Origin of the sequence: uncultured Campylobacter sp. (genome assembly GCF_938045345.1) — a bacterium.
In the GTDB taxonomy this organism is placed as follows: Bacteria; Campylobacterota; Campylobacteria; order Campylobacterales; family Campylobacteraceae; genus Campylobacter_B.
The window spans coordinates 19,048-42,127 of the sequence record NZ_CALIMS010000050.1; the positions used below are offsets into that span (position 1 = coordinate 19,048).

At 44.1% G+C, this 23,080-nt stretch carries 22 protein-coding genes; 4 read left to right on the plus strand and 18 right to left on the minus strand.

All coding sequences use genetic code 11. The features are described from left to right. Window positions 1-74: 74 nt before the first annotated feature. The 3 genes from Q0144_RS08745 to Q0144_RS08755 are packed head-to-tail and all read right to left on the minus strand — an operon-like array spanning window position 75 to window position 3,436. Window positions 75-392, minus strand: a complete 318-nt coding sequence (locus Q0144_RS08745; RefSeq protein WP_177388069.1) for a dihydroneopterin aldolase — start codon at window positions 390-392, stop codon at window positions 75-77. Then, a complete protein-coding gene (gene plsY, locus Q0144_RS08750) occupies window positions 389-1,132 on the minus strand; it encodes a glycerol-3-phosphate 1-O-acyltransferase PlsY (RefSeq protein ID WP_298063409.1) in 744 nt (247 codons plus the stop codon). Before plsY ends, Q0144_RS08745 begins: the two co-directional genes overlap by 4 nt. Window positions 1,133-1,144: 12 nt before the next feature. Then, complete coding sequence (locus Q0144_RS08755; RefSeq protein ID WP_298063412.1) at window positions 1,145-3,436, minus strand: DUF87 domain-containing protein; 2,292 nt, start codon at window positions 3,434-3,436, stop codon at window positions 1,145-1,147. A gap of 94 nt (window positions 3,437-3,530) precedes the next feature. Here Q0144_RS08755 and Q0144_RS08760 point away from each other — a divergent pair, with 94 nt between their 5' ends. Next, the gene (locus tag Q0144_RS08760) at window positions 3,531-4,454 is read left to right on the plus strand and encodes a methylenetetrahydrofolate reductase (protein WP_298063415.1); all 924 of its coding nucleotides are present in this window, start codon (window positions 3,531-3,533) and stop codon (window positions 4,452-4,454) included. A gap of 308 nt (window positions 4,455-4,762) precedes the next feature. Here Q0144_RS08760 and Q0144_RS08765 read toward each other — a convergent pair whose 3' ends face one another. From Q0144_RS08765 to Q0144_RS08810, 10 genes are all read right to left on the minus strand, one after another. Then, on the minus strand, window positions 4,763-5,308 hold the full coding sequence (locus tag Q0144_RS08765; RefSeq protein WP_298063418.1) for a hypothetical protein: 546 nt from the start codon (window positions 5,306-5,308) through the stop codon (window positions 4,763-4,765). Window positions 5,309-5,401: 93 nt separating this feature from the next. Continuing rightward, window positions 5,402-5,563: a hypothetical protein gene (locus tag Q0144_RS08770; protein WP_298063420.1), complete on the minus strand. Its 162-nt coding sequence runs from the start codon at window positions 5,561-5,563 to the stop codon at window positions 5,402-5,404. Window position 5,564: 1 nt separating this feature from the next. After that, on the minus strand, window positions 5,565-7,220 hold the full coding sequence (locus tag Q0144_RS08775) for a hypothetical protein (RefSeq protein WP_298063423.1): 1,656 nt from the start codon (window positions 7,218-7,220) through the stop codon (window positions 5,565-5,567). Window position 7,221: 1 nt separating this feature from the next. After that, complete coding sequence (locus Q0144_RS08780; protein ID WP_298063426.1) at window positions 7,222-8,805, minus strand: OmpA family protein; 1,584 nt, start codon at window positions 8,803-8,805, stop codon at window positions 7,222-7,224. A 576-nt stretch (window positions 8,806-9,381) separates the two neighbouring features. Continuing rightward, window positions 9,382-10,380 (minus strand): beta-ketoacyl-ACP synthase III, encoded by a 999-nt coding sequence (locus Q0144_RS08785; protein WP_298063428.1) that lies wholly within the window; start codon window positions 10,378-10,380, stop codon window positions 9,382-9,384. An 8-nt stretch (window positions 10,381-10,388) separates the two neighbouring features. Continuing rightward, window positions 10,389-11,381, minus strand: a complete 993-nt coding sequence (plsX, locus tag Q0144_RS08790; RefSeq protein ID WP_298063431.1) for a phosphate acyltransferase PlsX — start codon at window positions 11,379-11,381, stop codon at window positions 10,389-10,391. A 4-nt stretch (window positions 11,382-11,385) separates the two neighbouring features. Next, entirely contained in the window at window positions 11,386-11,532 is a 147-nt protein-coding gene (rpmF, locus tag Q0144_RS08795; protein ID WP_005871250.1) for a 50S ribosomal protein L32, read from the minus strand. An 18-nt stretch (window positions 11,533-11,550) separates the two neighbouring features. Further along, on the minus strand, window positions 11,551-11,904 hold the full coding sequence (locus Q0144_RS08800) for a hypothetical protein (RefSeq protein WP_298063433.1): 354 nt from the start codon (window positions 11,902-11,904) through the stop codon (window positions 11,551-11,553). Between the two features lie 9 nt (window positions 11,905-11,913). Beyond that, window positions 11,914-12,327 (minus strand): nucleoside-diphosphate kinase, encoded by a 414-nt coding sequence (gene ndk, locus Q0144_RS08805; protein WP_177388469.1) that lies wholly within the window; start codon window positions 12,325-12,327, stop codon window positions 11,914-11,916. Window positions 12,328-12,434: 107 nt separating this feature from the next. Further along, window positions 12,435-12,719 (minus strand): 4Fe-4S dicluster domain-containing protein, encoded by a 285-nt coding sequence (locus Q0144_RS08810; RefSeq protein WP_297903244.1) that lies wholly within the window; start codon window positions 12,717-12,719, stop codon window positions 12,435-12,437. A 180-nt stretch (window positions 12,720-12,899) separates the two neighbouring features. Here Q0144_RS08810 and Q0144_RS08815 point away from each other — a divergent pair, with 180 nt between their 5' ends. From Q0144_RS08815 to Q0144_RS08825, 3 genes are all read left to right on the plus strand, one after another. Continuing rightward, complete coding sequence (locus Q0144_RS08815; protein ID WP_005871241.1) at window positions 12,900-13,496, plus strand: peroxiredoxin; 597 nt, start codon at window positions 12,900-12,902, stop codon at window positions 13,494-13,496. A gap of 304 nt (window positions 13,497-13,800) precedes the next feature. After that, entirely contained in the window at window positions 13,801-16,542 is a 2,742-nt protein-coding gene (locus tag Q0144_RS08820; protein ID WP_298063435.1) for a M16 family metallopeptidase, read from the plus strand. Next, a complete protein-coding gene (locus Q0144_RS08825; protein ID WP_298063437.1) occupies window positions 16,542-17,510 on the plus strand; it encodes a putative transporter in 969 nt (322 codons plus the stop codon). The genes Q0144_RS08820 and Q0144_RS08825 overlap by 1 nt, the downstream gene beginning before the upstream one ends. 344 nt (window positions 17,511-17,854) lie before the next feature. On the opposite strand, the gene Q0144_RS08830 is transcribed toward Q0144_RS08825, so the two are convergent. From Q0144_RS08830 to Q0144_RS08850, 5 genes are all read right to left on the minus strand, one after another. Beyond that, window positions 17,855-18,961, minus strand: coding sequence for a cytochrome d ubiquinol oxidase subunit II (locus Q0144_RS08830; protein WP_298063438.1), 1,107 nt, complete (start codon window positions 18,959-18,961; stop codon window positions 17,855-17,857). Window position 18,962: 1 nt separating this feature from the next. After that, entirely contained in the window at window positions 18,963-20,486 is a 1,524-nt protein-coding gene (locus Q0144_RS08835; RefSeq protein WP_298063440.1) for a cytochrome ubiquinol oxidase subunit I, read from the minus strand. Between the two features lie 2 nt (window positions 20,487-20,488). Further along, complete coding sequence (locus Q0144_RS08840; protein ID WP_005871229.1) at window positions 20,489-20,695, minus strand: DUF4492 domain-containing protein; 207 nt, start codon at window positions 20,693-20,695, stop codon at window positions 20,489-20,491. Window positions 20,696-21,173: 478 nt separating this feature from the next. Continuing rightward, window positions 21,174-21,959, minus strand: coding sequence for a shikimate dehydrogenase (locus tag Q0144_RS08845; protein ID WP_298063443.1), 786 nt, complete (start codon window positions 21,957-21,959; stop codon window positions 21,174-21,176). After that, on the minus strand, window positions 21,959-22,990 hold the full coding sequence (locus Q0144_RS08850; protein WP_298063445.1) for a hypothetical protein: 1,032 nt from the start codon (window positions 22,988-22,990) through the stop codon (window positions 21,959-21,961). Before Q0144_RS08850 ends, Q0144_RS08845 begins: the two co-directional genes overlap by 1 nt. Between the last annotated feature and the right edge of the window lie 90 nt (window positions 22,991-23,080).

Below are 23,080 nucleotides of genomic sequence, written 5' to 3' on the forward strand. Positions count from 1 at the left end.
AATTTCCTTGCCTTAAAATTTTGCGGCGATTTTAACATATTTTAAGCAAAATTTCAAGATTTTTTAAAGAAATTTTAAAATTTTATCTCTATTTCCGCGCCGACGCTCGCGTCTTGTAAAATTTCGGGCTTTAAAATTTTCATATAAAAATAATCCATCGATCGAAATTTTGAGTGAAACTCCTGCGCGAAGTATTTTAGCGCGTCCTCTACGAGGCGAAATTTTTTCTCGCGGAACTCCGCTTTGATATATTCGCAAACCCGCGCATAGTCGATAAATTCCTCCGCTCCGAACTTCGCCCACACCCAGACGCGCTGCTCGCGCTTGCGCTCAAAATCCAGCGTCCCGATTATCGCGCCAAATTCCAGCTTTTCGATTAAAATTTTAATCATACTACGCGCTTTTCCTCGCCCTTAAGCAGCCTGGCGATATTCGGCGCGTGTTTGTAAAATACGATGAAAACTATCAGAAAGATCGGCGCATGAGTGTTGATTGCTGGCATCTGCGGATGGATCACGTAGCTTGCTACGACTAGCGCAAGCGCCGCTGCAAGCGAGGCTACGGATGAAATTTTAACCGTCTTGCCGACCACGAACCAAACGGCAAGCGCAATAACAATCTCGATAGGAATAAAGCAAGCAAGCACGCCGGCTCCCGTCGCAATGCCCTTGCCGCCGTTAAATTTCAGATACGGGCTGAAGCAATGCCCAAGTACTGCAAAGACAGCCATGCTCCATAGCACGTTTTCATCAAAGCCTAAAGCCCGCGCGATCAGTATCGGCAGGATGCCCTTTAGCGCGTCGCAGGCGACGGTGAGGATCGCGAGCTTTTTTGCTTTTTGCGGATCGCGAGTTTTTAAGACGCGAAGGACGTTGGTGGCACCTATGGAGCCACTGCCCTCACTTTTGATATCCACGCCGCCTAGGTATCTGCCGATCAAAAGCCCAAAGGGGATCGCAGCGATCAGATACGCAGCAAAGTAGCACCAAAAATTCGGCGCCGTAAATGTCCTATATAAAATTCCAAGAATTCCGCTTCCTAGAATTCCATGCTCGTCTCCTAGAAAATATTTTGAGCTCGGATCGCAGAGTGCGGCGTATATGATATTTAAAATTTCACTAAGTTTATCCATAAAATTCTCCCTTTAACTCTTCCAAAGCAGTGAAATTTTCTCGTCGTAGATGTCGGTTTTCTTCGGCGAAATTTCTTTCGTTTCGAGTTTAATATTTTTCAGATCCAGGCTCTGTTTTAGCGCGTCCACTTCAGCCTCAAATTTCTGTGTGAGCACCTCCAGCTCCTCTTGCAGCGCGCTTAGGCTGTTTTGTGCATTTTTGGCTTCGCTTCGTTCGTTTAAAATTTTATGCGCGCTCTTGGCGCCGCTGATCGCTTTGGAGATATTGCTAGCGCTGCGCGAGCGGCCTAAAAACGCGCCTAAGATCGCTCCGCCTATGTTTAGCGCCGCATCCACCCCGCGACTTAGCACGTCGCCCTTTTCCTTTTCATACTTTTCGCTAGCGCGCGAAATTTTATCCTCAAGGCGCACCTTTTCCTTTTCAAATTTAGCCGCGATCTCGTCGGTTTTGGCCTCTAAAATTTCGTTCGCCTTATCGCTTAGGCGCACAAAAAACTCCTCCCTGCTCTCGCCCGGTTTTGAGAGCAGATCAAGCGCGCTAAAAAGTTCTAACTTTTCATTGCGATATAGCCACTCCTTAAAGCTTTTAAGCTGAGCGTTTAAATTTTTTGCTCCCGCGATGAAGCTAGGAAGCGCGCTGTAGAGCGAGCCAGCTTGCTCCTGTGCGCTTAAATTTGCAACCTCTCGCGTGCTGGCCTCACCCCAATCGATTTCGCCCCCGTCCGAAAGCGAAAGCAAAAAGGAGCGCTGCTGCGTAAAATCGACTCCCTTGTCGCAAAATCGCATCTTCGCGCTTGCATACAGATACGGGCTTAGCTCAAGGCTCGCGCCGTAGCTGTAAAGCTGCGAAATTTCAGCAGAAACTACGGGTTTGGCGGCACCAGCGGATTTGACGCCTTGAGCGGCGCCCGACACGGACGAAATTTCAGTCTTTTTGTCTTTCATTAAATTTGAAATTTGCTCGTTGCTTAAAGGGCCTTTTAGATAGCTTAGCGCAAAACGCGTCTCGATCACTCGCAGCACGTCCTCGTTGATGTTTTTTACCAAAAAGCTTCGCTTTTTGAGGTTTGAAATTTTCTCCATCAGCACGCTTTTGTCGATCGGATTTGAGCCGATGCCGCTTAGGCCGCTGATGACGCGCTCTTTATCCTGCGCGGTCTGCAAGCGCCCGATAAACCACGTACCGATATTGCTAAGCCCCTTATAATCGAGATCGACCGGGTTTTGCGTCGATAATACGCAGCCAAGTCCGAACGCGCGAGCCTGCTTTAGCAGCGTAAGCATCGGGGTTTTGCTCGGCGGATTGCCGTTTGGCGGAAAAAAGCCGTAAATTTCATCCATATAAAGCACGGCGCGCAAGGAACTCGTGCCGCTGGTGGTGCGCATCCATTTGATCATCTCGCCCAAAAGTAGCGTGACGAAAAACATCCTCTCATCGTCGTTTAGATGCGCGATGGAAAATATATTCGCCCTCGCTCTGCCGTTTTCATCAAAGAGCATCTTAGCGATATTTAGCCGCTCGCCCTCGCACCAAAGCTTAAAGCTCGGGCTTGCGATGAGCGCGTTAATCTTCATCGCAAGCGCCATTCGCTTATCGCTCGGGAAAAAGGTATTAACGTCGAAAACGCCGATTTTATCGAATGGCGGGTTGCCGATCTGCGCGATGAGATCCACTACGCTCACCCCCTCGCCCCTACCGAAATGATAAGACAAAATTTGGCTGATCAGCAAAAATTCCGGCGAGCTTAGATTGTCGCTGCTAATCCCTGCCAGGCTTAGCACGCTAGTGGCGATACCGCCGATATAGTTGTTCAGATCCTCTTCGTTTAAGCCCTTCGGCGCTTCAAAGTCGCTTAGCAGGCTAATTCCAAGGCCTGCGCTTGATTTGGGCGTATAAATTCTAAAATCAGCGCTGTTTTTCAGAAGCTGTACTCGCGCCAGATCTTGATATGAGCCCTCGATACCTTCGCGCCAAGCAGTTGCCGTCTGTTCTGCGTACTCGCGCACGCTAAGACCTTTGTTTTGCGCCTCGGCCTCGTCGATATAGGGCTCAAAATCTTCAGCCCTCATCTGCGGAAAGGTAAGAGCTAAATTTGTCAGATCGCCTTTCGGATCGATGATGATGGATGGGATATTATCGATCGCGGCTTCCTCTAGCAGTGTGATGCCAAGTCCCGTTTTACCGCTGCCGGTCATTCCGATGATAAGCGCGTGGGTCGTCAGATCCTTGTTTTTATACAAAAACGGCTCGCTGTTTTCGAGCCCCAGATAAAAAAGCTTTAAATTTTCTTGAAGCGTTTTCATTGCGTTCCTTAAATTTGCAATTTGCTCGGCATTATATCATTTAAATTTTTAAATTTAAATTTGCTAAAATGCGCAAAAAATCAAGGAATGGCAAGTGTTAAAAGAAAAAATTAGAAACGGAAAAAGCGGAATTTTGCTCTATGGCATCGTTCCGCCTAAAATCACGTCCTCTCAAGACGAGCTCGAGCGCCTAGGTACGGCGTGGTCGCAGCGCCTAGGCGAATGTGAATGCGACGGCATCGTCATCTACGATCTACAAGATGAAAGCGCACGCACGAAAGATGAGCGGACCTTCCCTTTTGTGCATACGATCGATCCTGCGCGCTACTACACGCAGTATCTACACACCGATAAAGAAGCGATCATCTATCGCGCGGTAGGCAAATACGACGAGGCGGAATTTTGCGAAATTCTAAGACATGCCGCAAGCGGGCTGGGTGTTTTCGTGGGGGCGAGCTCTAAAAACGAAGAATGCAAGCTGCATCTAAGCCGCGCCTATGAGATCAAGCGACTCGTGGCGCCGCATCTTTGTCTAGGCGGCATCTGCATTCCTGAACGCCATGAAAAGAGCCGCGACGAGCACCTAAAAATCGCGGAGAAGACTGCGGACGGGTGCGAATTTTTTATCACTCAGGCGGTTTATAATGTGCAAAATGCCAAAGATTTCATCGACGATTACGCCACTTTGGAGTGCAAAAAGGTACCGATAATCTTTACTTTCACGCCGTGCGGTAGCCTAAAGACGCTTGAGTTTATGAAATGGCTTGGCATCTCGGTGCCCGATTTTTTGCAGCAACGGCTGCAAAGCAGCGTCGATATTTTGCAAAGTTCAACAGCGCTGTGCGCAGAGATGTTTGATTTCATCTATAAATACGCCCTCGCAAAAGGCGTAAGCGTAGGCGCAAACGTCGAGAGTGTCAGCACCCGCCGCGTCGAAATCGAAGCCTCGCTCAGATTACTAAAAGAGATCAGAAAAATTATCCTTAAGCACGAGAATTTGGGATTTTACGTTATTTAAAATTTTAAACCGAGCGCACGAGTAAAACGCGATATCCACTAAAATTTTAAATCCTCACAAGATAAAATTTTAAGTTTTGAAATTATGAAACAGAATTTTTATTTGCTGTGTTATATAAATACAAATTTATGCTTTTGATGCTGAGTTTTAGCGATCACTATAATAAAATTTGAATCAGGTCTTTAGAATTTAAATGCGCCTGAAGCGCGATTGTAATGTTCGTTAAAATCCACGCTGCAAGCGCAAAGATGCCCGCGAAATAGCTTTTTAATAAATTTCGCAAAGACAGAGCTGCGTAAAATTCTGCGCTATTTTACCTTGCGTTTTAACGCAGGCGTGCCCATCTCAACAAGCGTAGCGTTCGATTTCGTAAAATATTCGCTCCAAAACGCGCTTAAAGAATTTAGAATCTGAGGACTTACATAGCTTTTTTTGCCTTCGCTAAGCCCTGCGCCTACGATATAAATTTTTGCGCCCGTAAAATCTGTAAAAAGATCATTCTTTTCTAAAATTCCAAGCTCCTTTTTGCCGTCGATCAAGCGAGGTGCGCCTTTAGTATAAAAGCTCGTCACAGAGGAATTCTCTAGCATATCCGAAGCTAAAATTACGATCTTGCTTTTCGCTTCACGCGGCTCAATAGAATTTGCCGCAAAATCCTTGAGCGCATAAAAAATATCTGACTTAGCGACTTGATCACCTTCCTTTAAAAACGCTTCATTTATCTTTTCGCTCATAGTTTTTTTGACGAAGCTCACCTGATCTTTTAAACATTTATCAAATTTGGCAAGGGTGTTTTTATTCAGATCATATCGCTCATCATCACTTAGAGGCGTATCTAGCGCGAAATCAAACATTACTTCGTTATACCGTCCTTGCAAAAAAGCGGAAAATTTTGCCACGAAAACGTAATTTCCAGCCTGCGCAAATCTCAGAGCATTATTTACCACTTACTCTTTTAACGGCTCGTTAAAAGGCGTTGTCTCATCTATCAAAACAAAAACCGCTTCATTAATCTCACTCTTTTTTTCGATCTTATTGATCTCATAGCAGTTAGGTAGCGCAAACGCCACAGCACAAATCATGGCGCAAAATAATAGAATTTTCCTCATCTTAATCCTCCGCTTTTAGCATAGACAGCTGCTCTTTCAGCTTTTCATTTAGCTCGTCAAGACTTTCGTTCCGAGCTAACTTATCAGCGATCTCTGCTTTCGTTTGATCTATTAGAATTTCTAAATTTTTATTTAGCTTAGCTTTATATTTTTCCAATTTCGCCATATCTGCAGCATCGCCTTTGTCTCTTTGAGCTTTGATAAAATCACTTAGCTCATCTACGCGCTCTTGCACCTCTTTTAAATCAACGCTTGTAGCGGGTTGCTTCGGCTCGAGGCTTTGCGTATTTTGCATAGCAGGCTGCGGTTGTTTCGTCGTATTCTCTTTTATAGGTGCTGCTTCCGTAGATTTTATGTCGTCATTTTCTAAAGACTTATTGTATTGCGAAAGACTCTTTTCATGTTTTTTTCTATCTTCTTGATCTTGAATCCTCACTGCTATATAATTACTAAAATTTCTATCTTTTACCGATTTTAACATATCCTGCTCATCTTTATTAATACCTACTTTTTTTAGATGAGCTGATATTCTTGGTCTAAGTTCGGCTAGTTTCTCATCAGCCTTGGTTACTATAATCTCTTTCTTTCTTTCATGAGCTCTCTCAAAATCATTTGCATTAGCGTAACCCCTTATATGTCTATAAGCTTCCGCACTCTCTTTACCTGCAAAGCCCCATTTCCAGCCAAAGAGTATTCCTAAAATTTGAATAAATACAAAAAGTACAGCTAAAACTATAAATGTAGCCCAACCACCTTTCTTATCAGCTTCTTGCTGCTCTATTAAAGCCTTTTTATCTGCATTTGCTTGAATTTGACCAAGTTCTGCAGGGGCGCTTTCATAGACATTAGTAGAGATATTTGAAATTTCTTGATTGAGCTGCTTTTCTAACACCTGTCCGCGCACATAGGTAGCACCGACTGCGATTAATACGATTAAAATTGCGGTAATAGTCGTTATATACCATCTCGCCACATTTGCATTTAGTCTATTTATAAGCTGCTTCCAAGGCTTTTTTCCATCATCATCCTTATTGTTAGACAGCATAATGCCACCATCCGCTACAAAATTACCTTTATCTTTGCTATCGTCGCTGTCCCACTGTTCGCGCGCGTCTCTTATAAGTTCATTTTTATGAATTTCACCTCCGGTAAGGTGCGTAAAGCCTACCAATATTATAGAGATTACAAAAGCGATAGCTACTGCACCTTTTTGCTGTAACGATTCACTAGCGCCTGGAATGGTGTATCCTGCGAGTACATACGCAAACCCCATAGCCTCCACAACTACTAATAAAAATACAACAATCCACATAAAAATAGGAAATTCAGCCCTGCCTTTTTCTCCTACTTTTGCTAAATATTTTTCGCAAGTTTCAAAAAAATCCTTATCGGCATCCATATATTTTGCATAAAAACTATAAAATTTAGAACAAATTTGCGTTTCGCTTTTAAACCAAGCGGAATTATCAGGAAGGCCATTTTCCTTCTTATAACTTCGTGCTATTGTCCCTATGAGCGGGAAGCTAGTCCAAGTACAAAGCCACCAGAACTTGATATTATCCCAGAATTTTATGATTAATAATATCAGCACTATAGTTGCGATAACTGCCGAAATCCATAGCCTATATAACGATATAAAATCCATTACTTCTTTCATTTTATTTCCTTGATAACGGCTTAATTTCAAAGCCCTTTTCTAATAATGCTCCGTTTGAAAGACTATAATACAAATAGCCCTTCGAGTGTATTGTATTTTTGTCGTCAAAAACGATATCTATACATTTAAGCGGGGAGTTTTTATCACTAGTAAATACACGGTAAAGTAGGCCTTTTTCACCTTCATAAGTATTGACCTTGCCTTGAATTTGATAGTCTGCCTTACTATTGCTGCCTTGGATATAGCCTTTATAGATGTAAATTTTAGGATTTGCGCTAGCCTTTCCATCTTGAGCTAAAACGCTAACGGGCGCAAGCGCTACAAGATTATCATTTAACGTCGCACTCCAAACGCCGCCGTTTAGAGCCTTTTTAAACTCGGTAGTCTTAGGTAGCTCTTTACCGCTAGCTAAAGCCTTAACCGCGCCATCCGCATGGTATTCGTCGAAAGCGCAACTAGACATAAAGCCATCGCTCGCATAAGCTTTGGTGATGAATGAAAAGCCTTGTTTCTCGCCACCGTATTCGCTTGCTAGCATAAATGCCTGACCATGCGCTGGCTCTCCGCCGAAATCTACTACCGCATTGCCTGATCCCGCAATGTTTTTAGAAAGCTTGGTATTCTCTGTGGTTTTTACGCCTCGCGTAGAAATTTCATCGTGCTTTGAAATTTTATCGCCTTGATTTTCCGTACCACTTTGAATTTTAGCGCTAGCGATTTTTTCACCTTTTGGCTTATCACTATTGCGCTCTTGCCCTAAGCTATTAGATGTGCTGCTTGCTTTAGTAGAAACACTATCAGAAGCTAGCTTACCACTATGCTTAGAATCCCGCGCCAACTTCGGTGCTCCTTTGCCACTAAAAGTTGCAGCAGGCTGCCGCAATCTAGTAAAGTAGCTCGGATCCACCTTTATGCCTTGTGTATATTTTATGATATCCGCTTCGCTCTCCAGCTCTATAATCTCCACACGCCTATTTTTCATCCTGCCATCTGCTTTATTATTATCGGCGATAGGTTGAGATTCGCCCGCACCCCAATAATAGATATTTTGTTTCGCGGTACCATTGGCAGCAAAAATCTTTCCTACAGTTTTGGCGCGCTCTTCTGATAATTTTTGATTCGTAGCACTTGAGCCACTATCATCGGTATGTCCTACTACTAAAATTTTCCTGCCGCTATTTTTGTAGGTTTGGGCAATTTTAGTAAAATATTCGTTAGCTCTAGGATTCAAGCTGCTTTTGCCAACAGCAAATTGATTATCGTCGGTCGCTACACTCAATCTATCACCTTTTTTATCACCAGCTTTGACGTCTTCAGATGCCGTATGTACGCCGTATTCTTGTGATATCTTTTTCTGCTCAGCCCTCCTTTGATCAATATAATCTCCGATGAAATATCCGATCGCACCGCCTATTATCGAGCCTACAACCACACCGCGCTTACCACCTATTTGCTTACCTATCGCCGCACCGCCCGCAGAGCCTATAGTAACTCCGCCGACCTTACCTAGGTTGTCGTTAAGTGCGGCGCAGCCACTTAATGCAAGCACTAGAGGAATCGAAATAAAAATTCTAACATTTGGCATGTTTTTCCTTTCAGTAACCAAAGAGTATAGCAAAAAAAAAAATGAGGGAATTCTTAAACAAAGTAGAAATATTTAGCAAATAACTTTAGAAATTAAAATTTAAATTCTATCTTGAGCAAATTAAGTAAATCTTGAAAATTCTTTATAATTAATAGTAACCTTTAATAGGTAAGAAATCTAAATAGTAGTTCTGATTTAAAAAAATTGGTGGTGAATAAATTTTGCTTTAGCTATTTTGATTTATAAGAATTTATGGAATTTTTAGTTAGCAAAAAAACGGCATCGAATTTAGAATTTCAAAGTGCTAAATTCAAAGGTAGAATTGAGGAATTAAGACTATATAACATCCTATAAATATGCCTTTTGATGCATTAAATTTTTATCTCATCGGGAATTGAAGTAACAACACAACGATAAAAATTCTACGCTTTTACAATACGCCTGATTCCATCCTAATTAGACATAAATTCCGCTTATAAACTACAAATCCGCCGATTTATACAGCATAATTTCATATTATTAGGGATTAAAACAATCCATTTATAGAATTAAAATGCTAAATTAAAAGCTATGATATTATTTTGCGCTCTTGCCACCGAATTTCAAAAGCGCACTACCCCACGTAAAGCCGCCGCCGAACGCATCAAGTAGCATAAGCGAGCCGTTTTTGAGCCTGCCACTCTCGTAAGCGTCATTTATCGCCATCGGGATCGACGCCGAGCTCGTGTTACCGTATTTGCCGATTGTAAGCACGCACTGCTCGTCGCTAAATTCCAGTCTAGCCTTGACCGCCTCGATAATGCGTAAATTTGCCTGATGCGGGATAAAAAGATCGACCTGCTCGGGCGAAATTTTATTTTTCTCCAAAATCTCCACGACGTCGTTACTGAGCGTCGGTACCGCGATTTTAAAGACCTCGCGCCCCGCCATCTGCATGAAACCTAGCTTTTCGTCAATGATCTTCCTGCTAAGCGGATTTACGCTGCCCGGAGCCGGGGTAATGAGAAGATCACCTTTGCTGCCGTCGCTAGCGGTATGAATGTCGATGATTTCGTTATCGTCGCGCGCCGCGATAACCGCAGCGCCCGCACCGTCGCCGAAAAGTATGCACGTAGCGCGATCGCTCCAATCGACTATCGAGCTTAACTTTTCCGTGCCGATTATCAACACGTGTTTTTTAGCACCGCTTTCGATGAGGGATTTTGCAAGCTCTAAAAGATAGATGAAGCCCGTACAGGCGGCATTTATATCAAACGCCGTGATGCCGAAATTTAAACCCAGTTTATCCGCGATAACGCACGCGGTCGAGGGCATGCAGAAATAATCGGGCGAGATCGTGGCGCAAATTATCGCATCGATCTCGTTTTTTTGTAAGCCGCTACGCTCGATCGCCTTGAACGCCGCTTTCACGCCTAAATCACTAGTACTCTCGCCCTTCGCGATACGGCGCTCATGAATGCCTGTTCGCTTGACGATCCATTCATCGCTCGTTTCAACCATCTTTTCAAGATCGAAATTGGTTAAAATTTCGCTCGGCGCGTATGCTGCGATTGAGATCATCGAGGCTTTTTGCATTCGTTTTCCTATTCGTTTGAAGAAATTTCGCTTTCTATCGCGGAGTTGATTTTAGAATCTGCAAATTTAAGCGCTTGAAAGATCGCGTTTTTAACGGCTTTCGGAGTGCTTTTGCCATGGCTTATGATGACGCACTCTTTGACGCCCAAAAGCGGCGCGCCGCCGTATTCGTCGTAGTCTGTGCTTTTTTTGATTATCTTAAAGACGCGCTTCATCAAAATGGAGCCAGCGATAGCAATCGGAGATTTTTTTGTTTCGTTTTTGATAAGTTTGCCGATAGCGCTTGCGACACCTTCGCTGGATTTTAGCATAATGTTGCCGATAAATCCGTCGCACACGACCACGTCTACCGAGCCGTCAAAAATTTGATTGCCTTCGACATTACCGATAAAATTTTGCATCTTCTTAAGCATATGAAAGGCTTCTTTTGTTACCTCGTTGCCTTTACTATCCTCCTCGCCGTTGGATAATAAGCCGATGCGTGGTGCGTTTAAACCCATAATCTCCTTGGCATATGCTTCGCCCATAATCGCGAATTGAAACAAATTCTCTGGCTTACAATCCACATAAGCGCCCACATCAAGCACGAGCGTGCGTCCACCTGTGGAATTTGGCATCAACGTAGCAATCGCCGGGCGCAAAATGCCTTTTAGCCTGCCTATGCGAAGCGTCGCAAGACTCATCGTAGCGCCGCTGTGTCCTGCGGATACCACGGCTTTGCAAGTGCCGTCTTTTACTAGATCGACCGCTTTAAAGATGCTGCTCTCTTTGCGTTTGAGAGCATCGGTTGCGCCCTCTTTCATCTCGAAAACTTCGCTTGCAGCTACGTAAGTGATATATTTCTCAAAGCCTTGATCTTGTGGAATAAAAGGCTTGATTTGCGCTTCGTCGCCTACCAAAAACGCATTAAATTTACGCTCTCGCAGCGCATCTACGACTCCGTTTATTATCGGCTCGCAGCCGAAATCACCGCCCATCGCGTCTATAGCAACGGAAATCATCGGATTAATATTCGCCCGTAGTTTTGTTTATTCTATGCGGAATTTTCCAGCTTCCGTCTTTATCTTTGACGGGGATTGGAAGGGTCACTTTGTAGTGAGTGCGTCTTTTTGCCGCACGAGTTTTACTAACTCTTCGCTTTGGAACTGCCATTTTTTCTCCTTTATAAATTTAGTTCTTGCATTCTTCGCAATAAAAATAGTCGCTTTTAAAAGCTTCCGTTTCGCTTCTTAAAATTTCATCCAGATCAACTTCGGCGCCGAAAAACTCCATAACGTCCAAGCTTTCGTGCCTTTCGTCGTTAAAAACGCCTTCGCTTAAAAGCAAATTTACGCTCTCGTTTACGTCAAGATCGAATTCTTTGCCGCAGCGGTCGCAAATGTATGGAATTTTACCCTTAATTTCGCCCTTACACTTGATAAACTTAGAGTCCTTTCGTTTTAAATTTCCGCTGAGCTTAAGCCTGTCTTGCGAAATTTCAAACGGCACGGGCGCGGCGGAAATTTTAGCAAAAGCGATCTTCACGTGGCACTCTTAGCAAATTTCTCTTTTTGCAAAGAAAAATGCGATCTCGGTTTTTGCGTTTTCTAGGCTGTCGCTGCCGTGAACGGCATTAGCGTCGATGCTGTCTGCAAAGTCCGCTCTGATCGTGCCTTTATCGGCTTTTTTCGGATCGGTAGCGCCCATTAGCGCACGATTTTTAGCTACGGCATCATCGCCTTCTAGCACCATTACGACCACGGGACCGCTAGTCATAAACTCAATCAGATCCTTATAAAAAGGGCGATCCTTGTGAATTTCATAAAATTTACCCGCATCTTCGGCGCTTAGGCATAATTTTTTAGCCGCTGCGATTCTTAGTCCGTGGCTTTCGAAACGATCGATAATTTTGCCGATAACGCCCTTTTTAACGGCATCAGGCTTAATAATAGAAAGCGTTTGCTGCATATAATCTCCTTAAAGTGAAAGGCGGATTGTATCGAAAAATAGGTTAAAATTTATTTAAGGATTGAATGAATTAAAATTCCGCGCATTTGATCGCGGAATTTTATCTGTTAAGCAAATACCGGGGTATCTCCGCTGCGCAGATCCGCACCTATACTATCCCTGCTAGGTTGACCCGCCACGATGTCGCTCCAGACGATACAGCCATCAGTCGGACAGGCGTTTGCGCACGCAGGCTCGTCGTTGTAACCCACGCACTCGACGCATTTATCGGCATATACGTAGTAGCTATCCTCGCCGCTTGGGTTATCGCTATCGTCCACGATCGCATTTACCGGACACTCGTCGATGCATGAGCCGCAGCTAATGCAAATATCGGTAATTTTTACAGCCATTGTTTCTCCTTTATCAAAAAATGAAGCGTGATGATAACATACTAAATTTAAAAAATGATAAAATTTAATATTATCAAGCAAATAAATTTTATTATATAAAAATTTTCATCAAATTTCAGCAAATATAAAGTTTTAAAATGTATAATCGCCATCATAAATTTTATTAACAAGGAGAAACAAATGATAGTAACCAACAAAGCCGTTGATTTCACGGCAACTGCGGTTTTAGGCAACAACGAAATAGTTGAGGATTTCAACCTCTATAAAAATATCGGCGAAAAAGGCGCGGTCGTATTCTTTTATCCAAAAGATTTTACCTTCGTCTGCCCAAGCGAGATCATTGCATTCGATCACAGATATCAAGATTTCAAATCCAAAGGTATCGAAGTTATCGGCGTTAGCTGCGATAGCGAATTTACGCATCTTGCATGGAAAAATACTCCGGTAAACGCAGGCGGTATCGGCAAAGTGCAGTTCCCGCTAGTTTCGGATATCACAAAAGATATCGCACGCAGCTTCGACGTGCTGTTCGGCAACGCCGTAGCGCTTCGCGGCAGCTTCCTGCTTGACAAAGACGGCACCGTCCGCCACGCCGTTATCAACGACCTACCGCTCGGCAGAAACATCGACGAGATGCTAAGAATGGTCGATACGATGCTATTTACCAACGAGCACGGCGAGGTCTGCCCTGCAGGCTGGCACAAAGGTGACGCAGGGATGAAAGCAGACCCTAAGGGCGTCGCGGATTATCTAGGCAAAAATGCGAGCAAACTATAAGTTGTAAAATTCTTCGCGCGAGCGTATGAATTCTAATTCTAACTGCGTAAGGTTTAAATTTAGCCTTGCATGGGCTGTTAAAGCTAGCAAAGCTTTCTAAATTCCGCTGCCAAAATTTTAAGTCGCGGCAGCGGGATTCCAAAAATTCCAAAAATTCCATTCCTCTCAATTCTGCAAGTAAAATTTCAAAACCGCGAGTAAAATTCCAAATCCTTGGCAAAATTTTACCCATAACAAAGCTCGCAAAATCATACTTTAAACTAGCTTTTGTTACAATCGCAAGTTTTTAAATCCAAGGACAATTATGAAAAAGCTTATATTTTTTATCTCCGCCCTGCTTTGCTCTTTGAGCCTTTACTCCGCAGATACCAACCCGGATGCGCCGCTTAAGCTCGATCCTAGCGTCGTGCACGGCAAGCTAGCAAACGGCGTGAAATTTTATATCCTCAAAAACGACGTGCCGAAAAATAGCGCGCTTTTTTACCTCAACGTAGCCGCAGGTAGTGTTGATGAAAATGATGACGAGCAAGGTCTTGCGCACTTCGTCGAGCATATGGCATTTAACGGCAGCGAGCACTTCGATAAAAACGAGCTAGTCCATACCTTGCAGCGCTTGGGAGTAAAATTCGGCGCCGATCTCAATGCACAGACTGGCTTTGAAAACACCACCTACAACATCCAAGCCCAAGTGAGCGACGAGACACTAAAGGATGTATTTTTGGTACTGCGCGATTATGCAGGCGGCGTAAAATTTGACGAGAACGAAACGCAAAAGGAAAAAGGCATCATCTTAGAAGAAGCAAAAAAAGGCTTTGAGAGGCGATTTTATGAAAAGCGTGCCACATATTTATACCCTAATTCCATATTTTCCAGACGCTTTCCGATCGGACAAAATGAAATCATCAAAGGCGCCACTGGCGAGCAACTAAAAAAATTCTACGCGCGCAACTACCTTCCTAGCGCCATTAGCATCATAGTCGTGGGCGACGTAAACGTTGAGCAGATTAAAAACCTAATCAAGCAAAATTTTAGCTCTCTTTCTGCGCACGGCGAAAAAATCCCGCGCGATCTTAGCCTACGCCCATTTGAAGGCGGGCTAGTAAGCACCGTAGAGCCCGAGCTCGGCGCCAATGTCGCTAGCGTGCTTTACGCAGGCAAATATGAGCCGCTAAGGAGCTACGGTGCGCTTAAAAATGAGTGGCTGCAAGCCTACGTATCGAGGCTAATGGAGCTTGGATACGAGGCGATGAATATAAATGCCAAAATTCCGCTTAAAGCCTATTTCGGCTCGGACGATCTGTTTAAAAACCGCAGACTATACAGCATAAGCGCGAATATTTTTAATTTCGACACCAACGCCACATTAAATAGTCTTTTTAGCGCGATCAAAGGGGTACGCGAACACGGATTTAACAATGACGATTTTGATAGCGTTAAGGCGGAATTTAAACATCAAGTGCAAGCCGATCTGCTTAAAAACGATACACAAAGTGCGCAAATAGGAGCGCTACTTGATTTCGTACAAAACGGCAATGTAAAGCTTAGCAAGCAAGACGAGCACGATCTAAGCCTCAAGGCGTTAGAAGAAATAACGCTAGCAGATGTTAATAAATTTTTCTCAAAGATAACGGATGGAGCGAGATTTACGGAGATTATCTCGGCAAAGGATTTGGGCATTAGCCAAAAAGACGCGGAGCTGCTCTACGAAAAAGCGGTGCCGTTTAATTTCGCTGCTTCGAAGCTTGCTTCCAAGCAGCTTGCGGGAGCAAATTTAAAAGAGACGGAATTTAAAGCACAAAAAGGCGCTAGCGGCACTGAAATTTTGGTGTTTAAAAACGGCGCTCGCGTAATTTTAAAACCCCTTAAAAGCGAGAAAAATAAAATCGCCCTCGTAGCCGTTAAAAAAGGCGGTTACGCGCACTTTGGCAAGGCTCGTGGCGAAATTTTAACTGCGCTGCTCAACTCAGGCACCATAGGTGAGCTAAACGAATATGAGGCGGGACGCTTGACCTCAAAATTTGATTATAAGCTAAGATTTAGGATGGATGACGCAGACTGCGGTTTTAGAGGCGCAGGAGCGGATCTGGAGGCGATGGCGCACGAGCTTTACGCAAGATTTAGCGAGCCGCTAATTCATGCAAGCTCGCTTACAAAATACAAAACCGACGCGCTTTCGGCGATTGCGCTACGAGACGAGACGGCGGAATTTAAATTCGGCGAGCAAATTTTAAAATCTCTATATTCAGGAGATACGGCTCGCAAGCAGCCGCTTAGCGTAGATGACGTAAAGAGCGCAAATCTTGCCGATTTACAGCGCGATGCGGATGAAATTTTTTCAGGTGTTGGAGATTTTATCTTTGTGCTTAGCGGCGATTTTGAGCCTGCGCGCGCGAAACAAATTCTAGCCAAATATATCGGCAATCTAAAGCCCGGCACAAGCAGCGCTACGCCTAAAACTTTGATGCTAAATACTTCTAGCGGCGAGATAGTACAAGACTACGGCGATAGTGATAAAAGCGAAGTTCGGATGATTTTTTCAAACTATGAGCTGCAAAATTTTGACTTTGCAGACACTTATAAATTTCAAGCGTTAAAAAGCGTGCTAAGCAATCGCATCGTCGAGCAGATCCGCGAGGCGCGCGGACAAATTTACTCGGCGATGGTGCATAGCGCCTATGTGCGTGAGCCACAAATCGCAGCGAGCTTGAACGTATCGTTTTCTACCGAGCCGAAAGATGCCCGTGCCGTTGCAGCAAGCGTGAGTGAAATTTTAAAACAGATCGAAAGCTCCGGTGCGAAAGATAGCGAGCTGGCAAATTTTAAAAAAGCTCAAATTCTATCGACCAAAAGGGCTGCGCAGACGAATGATTTTTGGCTTGCTAATATCACTGCACACGAGCTTTACGGCTATCCGCTCTATGATGAAAAAAGCTACGCGGCAAGCATAAATGCGGTAAAAAGCGCGGATGTGCAAAAAGCCGCACAAATGCTAAGCGATAGGCTATTTACAGCGATTTTAAATCCAAAAAGCTCCGAGAAACGCTAATGTTCGTTTCATTTTTTAAAAGCAAAAAATGGGCACTTTTAGCATATACAGGGCTAGTATTTTTGATCGCTATCAATTGGTACCAAACTACGCTGAGCGTGCGTTTCAACGAATGGTATCGCGTATTTTATGATTTATGTCAAAACGTAGATCGTCATACGTTAAACGATTTTTACGCACAGATGAGGGTCTTTTTATGGATAGCGATGCCTGCCGTAGTAGCTGCTATTTCGGAGCGATACGTGGCGCGAATTTGGGCATTTAAATGGCGAGAGGCGATGACATTTTCGTATTTTTCATACTGGAAAAAAGTAAGTAAAGATATCGAAGGAAGCTCGCAGCGTATCCAAGAAGACATCTACCGCTTCTCAAAAATCATCGAAGATATCGGCACGCGCGTACTTTCGGCGGCGATGACTCTTTTTGCGTTTATCCCTGTTTTGTGGAGTCTTAGCGAGAAAGTACCTTTTGAGGCGCTCAAAAAAATTCCCGGCTCTCTCGTATGGATCGCACTTGCAGTAAGCATCGGCGGACTGATAATTTCTTGGCTAGTAGGTTGGTTTCTGCCTAGGCTTGAATACAACAATCAAAAGGCGGAAGCTGCGTTTCGTAAAGAGCTGGTTTATGCCGAGGAGAATAAGGCGGAATATGCGAGCGAAGAGACTACAAAGACGCTATTTGGCAAACTAAAGCACAACTATTACAGGCTATTTTTGCACTACTGCTACTTTGATTTATGGCTAAATTCTTTCTCGCAAATCCTAGTTATCGTGCCCTATCTCATAATGGGACCAGGACTTTTTACTAAGGCGATTACGCTTGGAGTGATGATTCAAGTAGGCAATGCTTTTAACCAAGTACGCGGTAGCTTTAGCGTTTTTATCGATAACTGGACGACGATCACGGAGCTGCGCTCAATCCATATGCGACTTAAAGAGTTTGAAAAAAATATCGACTACAAGGGCTAGATAAAATTTCGCCCGCATCTTCCGCCGGAATTTCACTTTCTAAATTTAAAGCGAAATTCCGGGCCGCAAGCTTTTAAAATTTCTACGCTTTTACTGCTCTCTTTTTTCTTGATGAGTAATGTTTAGCTTTATAAATTTATAGCTCGCGATTAGCAAGATCATCCAAATCGCGATGAAAACTAAAGATTTGACCATTTTTAATCCTTAAAATTTTTTATAAATGCGGCGCGTAAAAAGCGCCACCGATATGAAATTTAACCAAGCGCAAAAGCACGCAGTGCCTCGCACTAGAGCAACTCCTCGCCGCCACACGACGTGCAAAAGCCGCGCTAGAGCGGGCGCGCCTAATAATGCTCGTTTATAAGCTCCTCTTTATCAAGCTTCTTCGCATCCATTGCGCGCCAAACATAGCTGATATAACCCAGCACGAAAGGCACTAGAAACGATACGTAAAACATCGTCTTAAGCGTATAGAGGCTCGAGCTTGCGTTGCTTATCGAAAGCGAGCTTTGTAGGTCAAAATTTGACGGATAAAACGCCGTGTGATTTAGCCCTAGGATCAAAAATACGCTCGTTACCGCGCATACGACGCCTACGCCGTAGAAAAATACTCCGCGCACGCTGCTTGTAAATGTGCCTTTGAATATCCCCACCAACACCAGCACAACGCCGAGCAGCAGCAAGATTAGTGCCGCAGGCAGGCTTAGGTAATTGTGCAGATACTTAAAGCTCTCGAGACTTACGACGCCGCCCGCGCCGACTGCATAGCCCTGCTTTAGCAAGACCCACGCCAAAAACGCGATGAAAAATACCAAAAACGCGCTAGCGTTAAATTTAAGCGAGGCTTTGAGCTTAGCGATCATTTCGGGCTCGGCGATATTATTCATCAAATATAAGCTCGCTCCCGTCCTAGCGCAGAAAAATAGCGCAACTCCCAAGATGTAATTAAACGGATTTGCTAGCGCCTCAAGTCCGCGAGCGGAGTTTTTCCACTGCACGAAATTATTCTGCCCTAGCGCGAACTCGCTGCCGCTAAAAAGCGTCGAGACGATGATACCAAGCAGGATCGTGCCCAGCGAGCCGTTTATGAAAAGAAAGGCTTCATAAGTTTTGGCGCCCAAGAAATTATCGGGCTTTTTTCTGTATTCGTAAGCGACGGCTTGGATTATGAAGCAAAAAAGCAGAGCCATCCACGCCCAATACGCCCCGCCGAAGCTGGTCGCATAAAATAGCGGAAACGCCGCGAAGCACGCTCCGCCAAACATAACGAGCGTAGTAAATGTAAGCTCCCATTTCTTGCCGATGGAATTTATTATAAAATCCTTCTCGGTCTCATTTTTCGCCAGCGTAAAAAGCAGCGTCTGACCGCCCTGCACGAAGAGCATAAAAACCAAAATTCCGCCCAGAAGCGAAACCACGCACCACCAATAAATTTGAAAAATTTCGTGCATCTTAAAATCCTATCTTTATCTGTTTTAGCATGATCTTTATCTCGGCTATGAATAAAACCGTAAATAAAACCGCAAAGAGCATAAACGAGATCATTATGTTCGTTCCCGCTAGGCTCGTAGCTGCGACGCCCACCGGCATAAGATCTTGTATCGCCCACGGCTGGCGCCCTACTTCGGCTACGATCCAGCCCGCCTCGCACGCGACATATCCCAGAGGAATGCTAAAGACGCAAAGCCATAGAATTTTCTTGTATTCGGCGAGGTTTTTTCGCATCGCCAAAAATAGCGTCACGAAAAATAGCAAGATAAAATAGCTTCCCAAAGCCACCATCACGTGGAAGCTATAAAAGGTAAGCGCCACGGGAGGGACGATCTGCTTCGCGTCGTCAAGGTAGCCGTAGCCTAGATTTTGCATATTTTGGTTACCGAATAAAATTTCGCGCGCCTGCTGCATCGCAGCGGTATCATTGGCGTCTTTGGCGACCTTATAATCCTTTAGCGCTTGCAGAGCGATTTTGCCTTTTTCGATCTTTTTATCCGCGCCTTCGATGCCGAATTTTTCATTTCCAAATACCAAATCATCGATGCCCGGAGTAAAATTATCAAGCCCTCTCGTAGCCATCAGCCCCAGCGCGTAAGGCGCCTTGATCTCAAACAAAAACGGCTCCTTATCGTCTCCGGGAAGTTTGCTCGGATTTAAAACTCCCGCCGCAACGATGCCTGCATTTACTTCGCCCTTATACAGACCCTCCATCGCCGCAAGCTTCATCGGCTGCTTTTGCGCGACCTGATAGGCGCTCTCGTCGCCGCTAAATAGCACGAAAAGCGAGCTTAGCATACCGAAGCTTGCCGCTACGATGAAGCTTTTTTTAGCAAGCGTGAAGTCTTTGTTTTTTAGCATATAAAACGCCGAAATTCCAAGCACGAAAAGCGCCGCGGTAATGTAACCGCCGCCGACGGTATGTAAAAATTTAGCCACTCCGAAGTGAGATAGCGCGATATCTAAAAAATTACTCATCTCGTTGCGCATCGTATCGGGGTTAAAGCTCGTGCCTACCGGGTTTTGCATCCAGGCGTTCGCGATTAGGATCCAATATGCGCTTAAATTTGATCCGATCGCCACGAGCCAGGTCGAGAGAAGGTGAAATTTCTTGCTTACGCGATCCCAGCCGAAGAACATTACCGCAAAAAAGGTAGCCTCCAAGAAAAACGCCAGCAAGCCCTCTATCGCAAGCGGCGCACCGAAGATATCGCCCACGAACCAGCTGTAATTCGCCCAGTTGGTACCGAACTCAAACTCCATTATGATACCGGTCGCGACGCCGATGGCGAAATTTATACCGAAAAGGCGTAGCCAAAATTTAGTAATCTTGAGCCACTCCTGTTTGCCGGTCGCGACATATAGGCTCTCCATAAACGCCACGATAAAGCTAAGCCCCAGCGTTAGGGGCACGAAAAGAAAGTGATAAAGCGCCGTGAGCGCAAACTGCGCCCTCGACCAATCCACGCTAGCAAGCTCTTGCATTCCTACTCCTTAGTCAAATTTTTATAGATGAAATCGATTTTTTCTTGATCGGTTTTAAATTTAGAATCTAAATTTTCGTCGAAAATGAAAAATTTAAGTAGCACAAAAATTATAAATAGCTTGATCAAAATCACTGCCCATAGCGTTTTGCCAAGCTTCATCGAAGCAAATCCGTGCGCGTAAAATTTTAAAATTTTGCCGAAAAACATCAAATTTTAACCTTTAGCAATTATTAGTTTATATTTTTTATTGTATAACAATTAATTAAAATTTAGCTTTAAATTTTGAAATTTTGGTAGCAATTTTATCTTTTTAATAAACACCTCGGTCTTGCGTCATCTCGCTCAAGTAAAGTTTTATTGTATAATTCACAAACAATCACATTTTACTTAAACTGCACAAAATTTTAGTTTAGATTCGTCGCAAAATTTTAGAATAGAACATCCAAGAAACGAGCAGAAAAATGCGCGAGACTTTACCAAGCATCTTTATGCCTAATTCGTAGCAATTTTAAACAGAATTTTTTGTAGACAAATTAATACGGCTCGGCTGAAAGCAAACGTAAAAATTTTGAGGCTAAACGCCCGAATTACACGATATAAAATTTAAGAACGTATAATTAACTTGACGCAAAATTTAAAGCGTTTAATTAGACTGGGCGGATAATTGAAAAGCCTAAGAGCCGATTTAGCGTAAATTTGCAGCATGGCTCATCAGCGCCACAATCTCTACTAAGTCGAATTTGCCGCCGAAAAAGAGATTGAAAGCAAGCGCGCCCTGATTTATCAGCATCTCTTTGCCGTCTTTTGCGGGTAGATTTTTTGCGCTCGCGGCTTGTAAAAATGGAGTCTGCTTGCCATAGATCGCATCAAAAGCAAATTTTGCGCGGGATAAAATTTCATCTATTACCCCTTCGGGCGCAGGTAGCGCATCATCTTTTAGCCCTGCGCCAGTGGCATTGACGATCAGATCGTAGTCTTTGGATCTAAAATTTTCATAGGTAAAAAATTCCTCGCAACCGAAGTCAAAATCTTTTACGCTACGGTTTAGGATGTCGAATTTCACGCCGTTTTTGCTTAGCGCGTAGCCGATTGCCCGCGTCGTGCCGCCCGCGCCTAAAATAAGCGCGTTGCGAATCTCGCCAAAATCCAAGATCGCGCAGAAAAACCCCTGGGCGTCGGTGTTAAAGCCGTGCAGCGCGCCGCCTTTTAGCATCAGCGTGTTTACCGAGCCTATCTTCTGCGCCGCCTCGCTTAGGAGGTCGCATGCTTTAAATGCGTCGAGCTTAAAAGGCACGGTTACGTTCGCGCCCGTAAGCCCTAAAGTTTCAAATTTAGCTCGCAGCTCCTCGCCGCGCTGCAGCAAAACTCGCCCATAGTAGGCGTCTAGGGCTAGAAATTTTATAGCGTAGTTATGAAGTAGCGGCGAGAGGGAGTGGGCGATCGGGTTGCCGAAAACCGCGAATCTGTCCACTATTTCACTCGGTAGATATACGCTCCGCTATTGATGCTGCGCATATCGCTAAGTGCCTTTTGTAGCGCCTCGCCCTCAAAAGGTCCGACTAAAATTTTAGTCACGCTCTTGCTGCCGACGTGAGTTTGCAGAGCGATCGGATTATAGCCTTTTTTAGTGATTTTTTTAGTGTCAGACCCGTTTGGATCGTAGGCATTTGATGCGAAAACCTGCACATAACTGCCGTTTGCCACGCTGGTGCTGGTGCTCTTTGCTGCAACGCCAGCTTTTACGCTCTCGCTTTTAGACTCCGGCTTGCTGGCTTCTTTTTTAGGCTCAGGTTTTGCTGGCTCTTTTTTGGCTTCAGCTTTCGCATGTTCCTTTTTAACTTCCGTTTTTGAAGACTCTTTTTTAACTTCTGTTTTTGCTTGTTTTTCAGGTTCTTTTTTAGGCTCTACTTTTTGCTCGACTTTTCTAATTTCGGTTTTAGAAGGTTCTTTTTTGATCTCGTCTTTTGCAGATTCTTTCTTAGGCTCGGACTTTTTTACGTCCGTTTTTTCAGACTTTTTGGCTTCGTCTTTAGGCTCAATCTTTTTACTTTCTATTTTAACTTCGGATTTTTTTGGCTCTTCTTTGATTTCGGGCTTTTGGATTTCTACTTTCTGCGCTTCAGGCTGAGCGCTTGCAACAACCTTACTTTCGGAATTAGGCTCTTGGGTCTTTATCTCTACTTTGGTTGGAGCTGCAGATGCTGCATTGGGTTCTGATTTCACTTCTACAGGCTCAGGCTGCGAAGGCTCGGGTTTTTGAACTTGCACGGCAGGCTTTTGCTCCGCTTTGGCAAGCTCTTCTTCACTAGGCATAGTAAGACCTGCATTGGTGTCAATATCGTCTTTATTAATAGCCTTCATTATGATTAAAATGATTAAGAATAAAACTACGACGCCGGCTGCGACGGTAAGACCTTTTTTTAAATTTGCATTCTTATCGACATTGCCGTTATTGATCACTATGTCGTCTATGCTGCTCATATCGAAATTTTTGTCGTTCATACTCTCTCCTAAGATTATTATTTACTTTGTAAATTCTACCACGCAAAATTTACGAAATAAATAATTCGGGTAAGCTTACCCGAATTTATT

What these genes read in the sequence shown, in the direction of transcription:
- Q0144_RS08745 (WP_177388069.1), bottom strand. Translation starts at nt 392, where the DNA reads ATGATTAAAATTTTAATCGAAAAGCTGGAATTTGGCGCGATAATCGGG.
- plsY (WP_298063409.1), bottom strand. Translation starts at nt 1,132, where the DNA reads ATGGATAAACTTAGTGAAATTTTAAATATCATATACGCCGCACTCTGC.
- Q0144_RS08755 (WP_298063412.1), bottom strand. Translation starts at nt 3,436, where the DNA reads ATGAAAACGCTTCAAGAAAATTTAAAGCTTTTTTATCTGGGGCTCGAA.
- Q0144_RS08765 (WP_298063418.1), bottom strand. Translation starts at nt 5,308, where the DNA reads ATGTTTGATTTCGCGCTAGATACGCCTCTAAGTGATGATGAGCGATAT.
- Q0144_RS08770 (WP_298063420.1), bottom strand. Translation starts at nt 5,563, where the DNA reads ATGAGGAAAATTCTATTATTTTGCGCCATGATTTGTGCTGTGGCGTTT.
- Q0144_RS08775 (WP_298063423.1), bottom strand. Translation starts at nt 7,220, where the DNA reads ATGAAAGAAGTAATGGATTTTATATCGTTATATAGGCTATGGATTTCG.
- Q0144_RS08780 (WP_298063426.1), bottom strand. Translation starts at nt 8,805, where the DNA reads ATGCCAAATGTTAGAATTTTTATTTCGATTCCTCTAGTGCTTGCATTA.
- Q0144_RS08785 (WP_298063428.1), bottom strand. Translation starts at nt 10,380, where the DNA reads ATGCAAAAAGCCTCGATGATCTCAATCGCAGCATACGCGCCGAGCGAA.
- plsX (WP_298063431.1), bottom strand. Translation starts at nt 11,381, where the DNA reads ATGATTTCCGTTGCTATAGACGCGATGGGCGGTGATTTCGGCTGCGAG.
- rpmF (WP_005871250.1), bottom strand. Translation starts at nt 11,532, where the DNA reads ATGGCAGTTCCAAAGCGAAGAGTTAGTAAAACTCGTGCGGCAAAAAGA.
- ndk (WP_177388469.1), bottom strand. Translation starts at nt 12,327, where the DNA reads ATGCAGCAAACGCTTTCTATTATTAAGCCTGATGCCGTTAAAAAGGGC.
- Q0144_RS08810 (WP_297903244.1), bottom strand. Translation starts at nt 12,719, where the DNA reads ATGGCTGTAAAAATTACCGATATTTGCATTAGCTGCGGCTCATGCATC.
- Q0144_RS08815 (WP_005871241.1), top strand. Translation starts at nt 12,900, where the DNA reads ATGATAGTAACCAACAAAGCCGTTGATTTCACGGCAACTGCGGTTTTA.
- Q0144_RS08820 (WP_298063435.1), top strand. Translation starts at nt 13,801, where the DNA reads ATGAAAAAGCTTATATTTTTTATCTCCGCCCTGCTTTGCTCTTTGAGC.
- Q0144_RS08825 (WP_298063437.1), top strand. Translation starts at nt 16,542, where the DNA reads ATGTTCGTTTCATTTTTTAAAAGCAAAAAATGGGCACTTTTAGCATAT.
- Q0144_RS08830 (WP_298063438.1), bottom strand. Translation starts at nt 18,961, where the DNA reads ATGCACGAAATTTTTCAAATTTATTGGTGGTGCGTGGTTTCGCTTCTG.
- Q0144_RS08835 (WP_298063440.1), bottom strand. Translation starts at nt 20,486, where the DNA reads ATGCAAGAGCTTGCTAGCGTGGATTGGTCGAGGGCGCAGTTTGCGCTC.
- Q0144_RS08840 (WP_005871229.1), bottom strand. Translation starts at nt 20,695, where the DNA reads ATGTTTTTCGGCAAAATTTTAAAATTTTACGCGCACGGATTTGCTTCG.
- Q0144_RS08850 (WP_298063445.1), bottom strand. Translation starts at nt 22,990, where the DNA reads ATGAACGACAAAAATTTCGATATGAGCAGCATAGACGACATAGTGATC.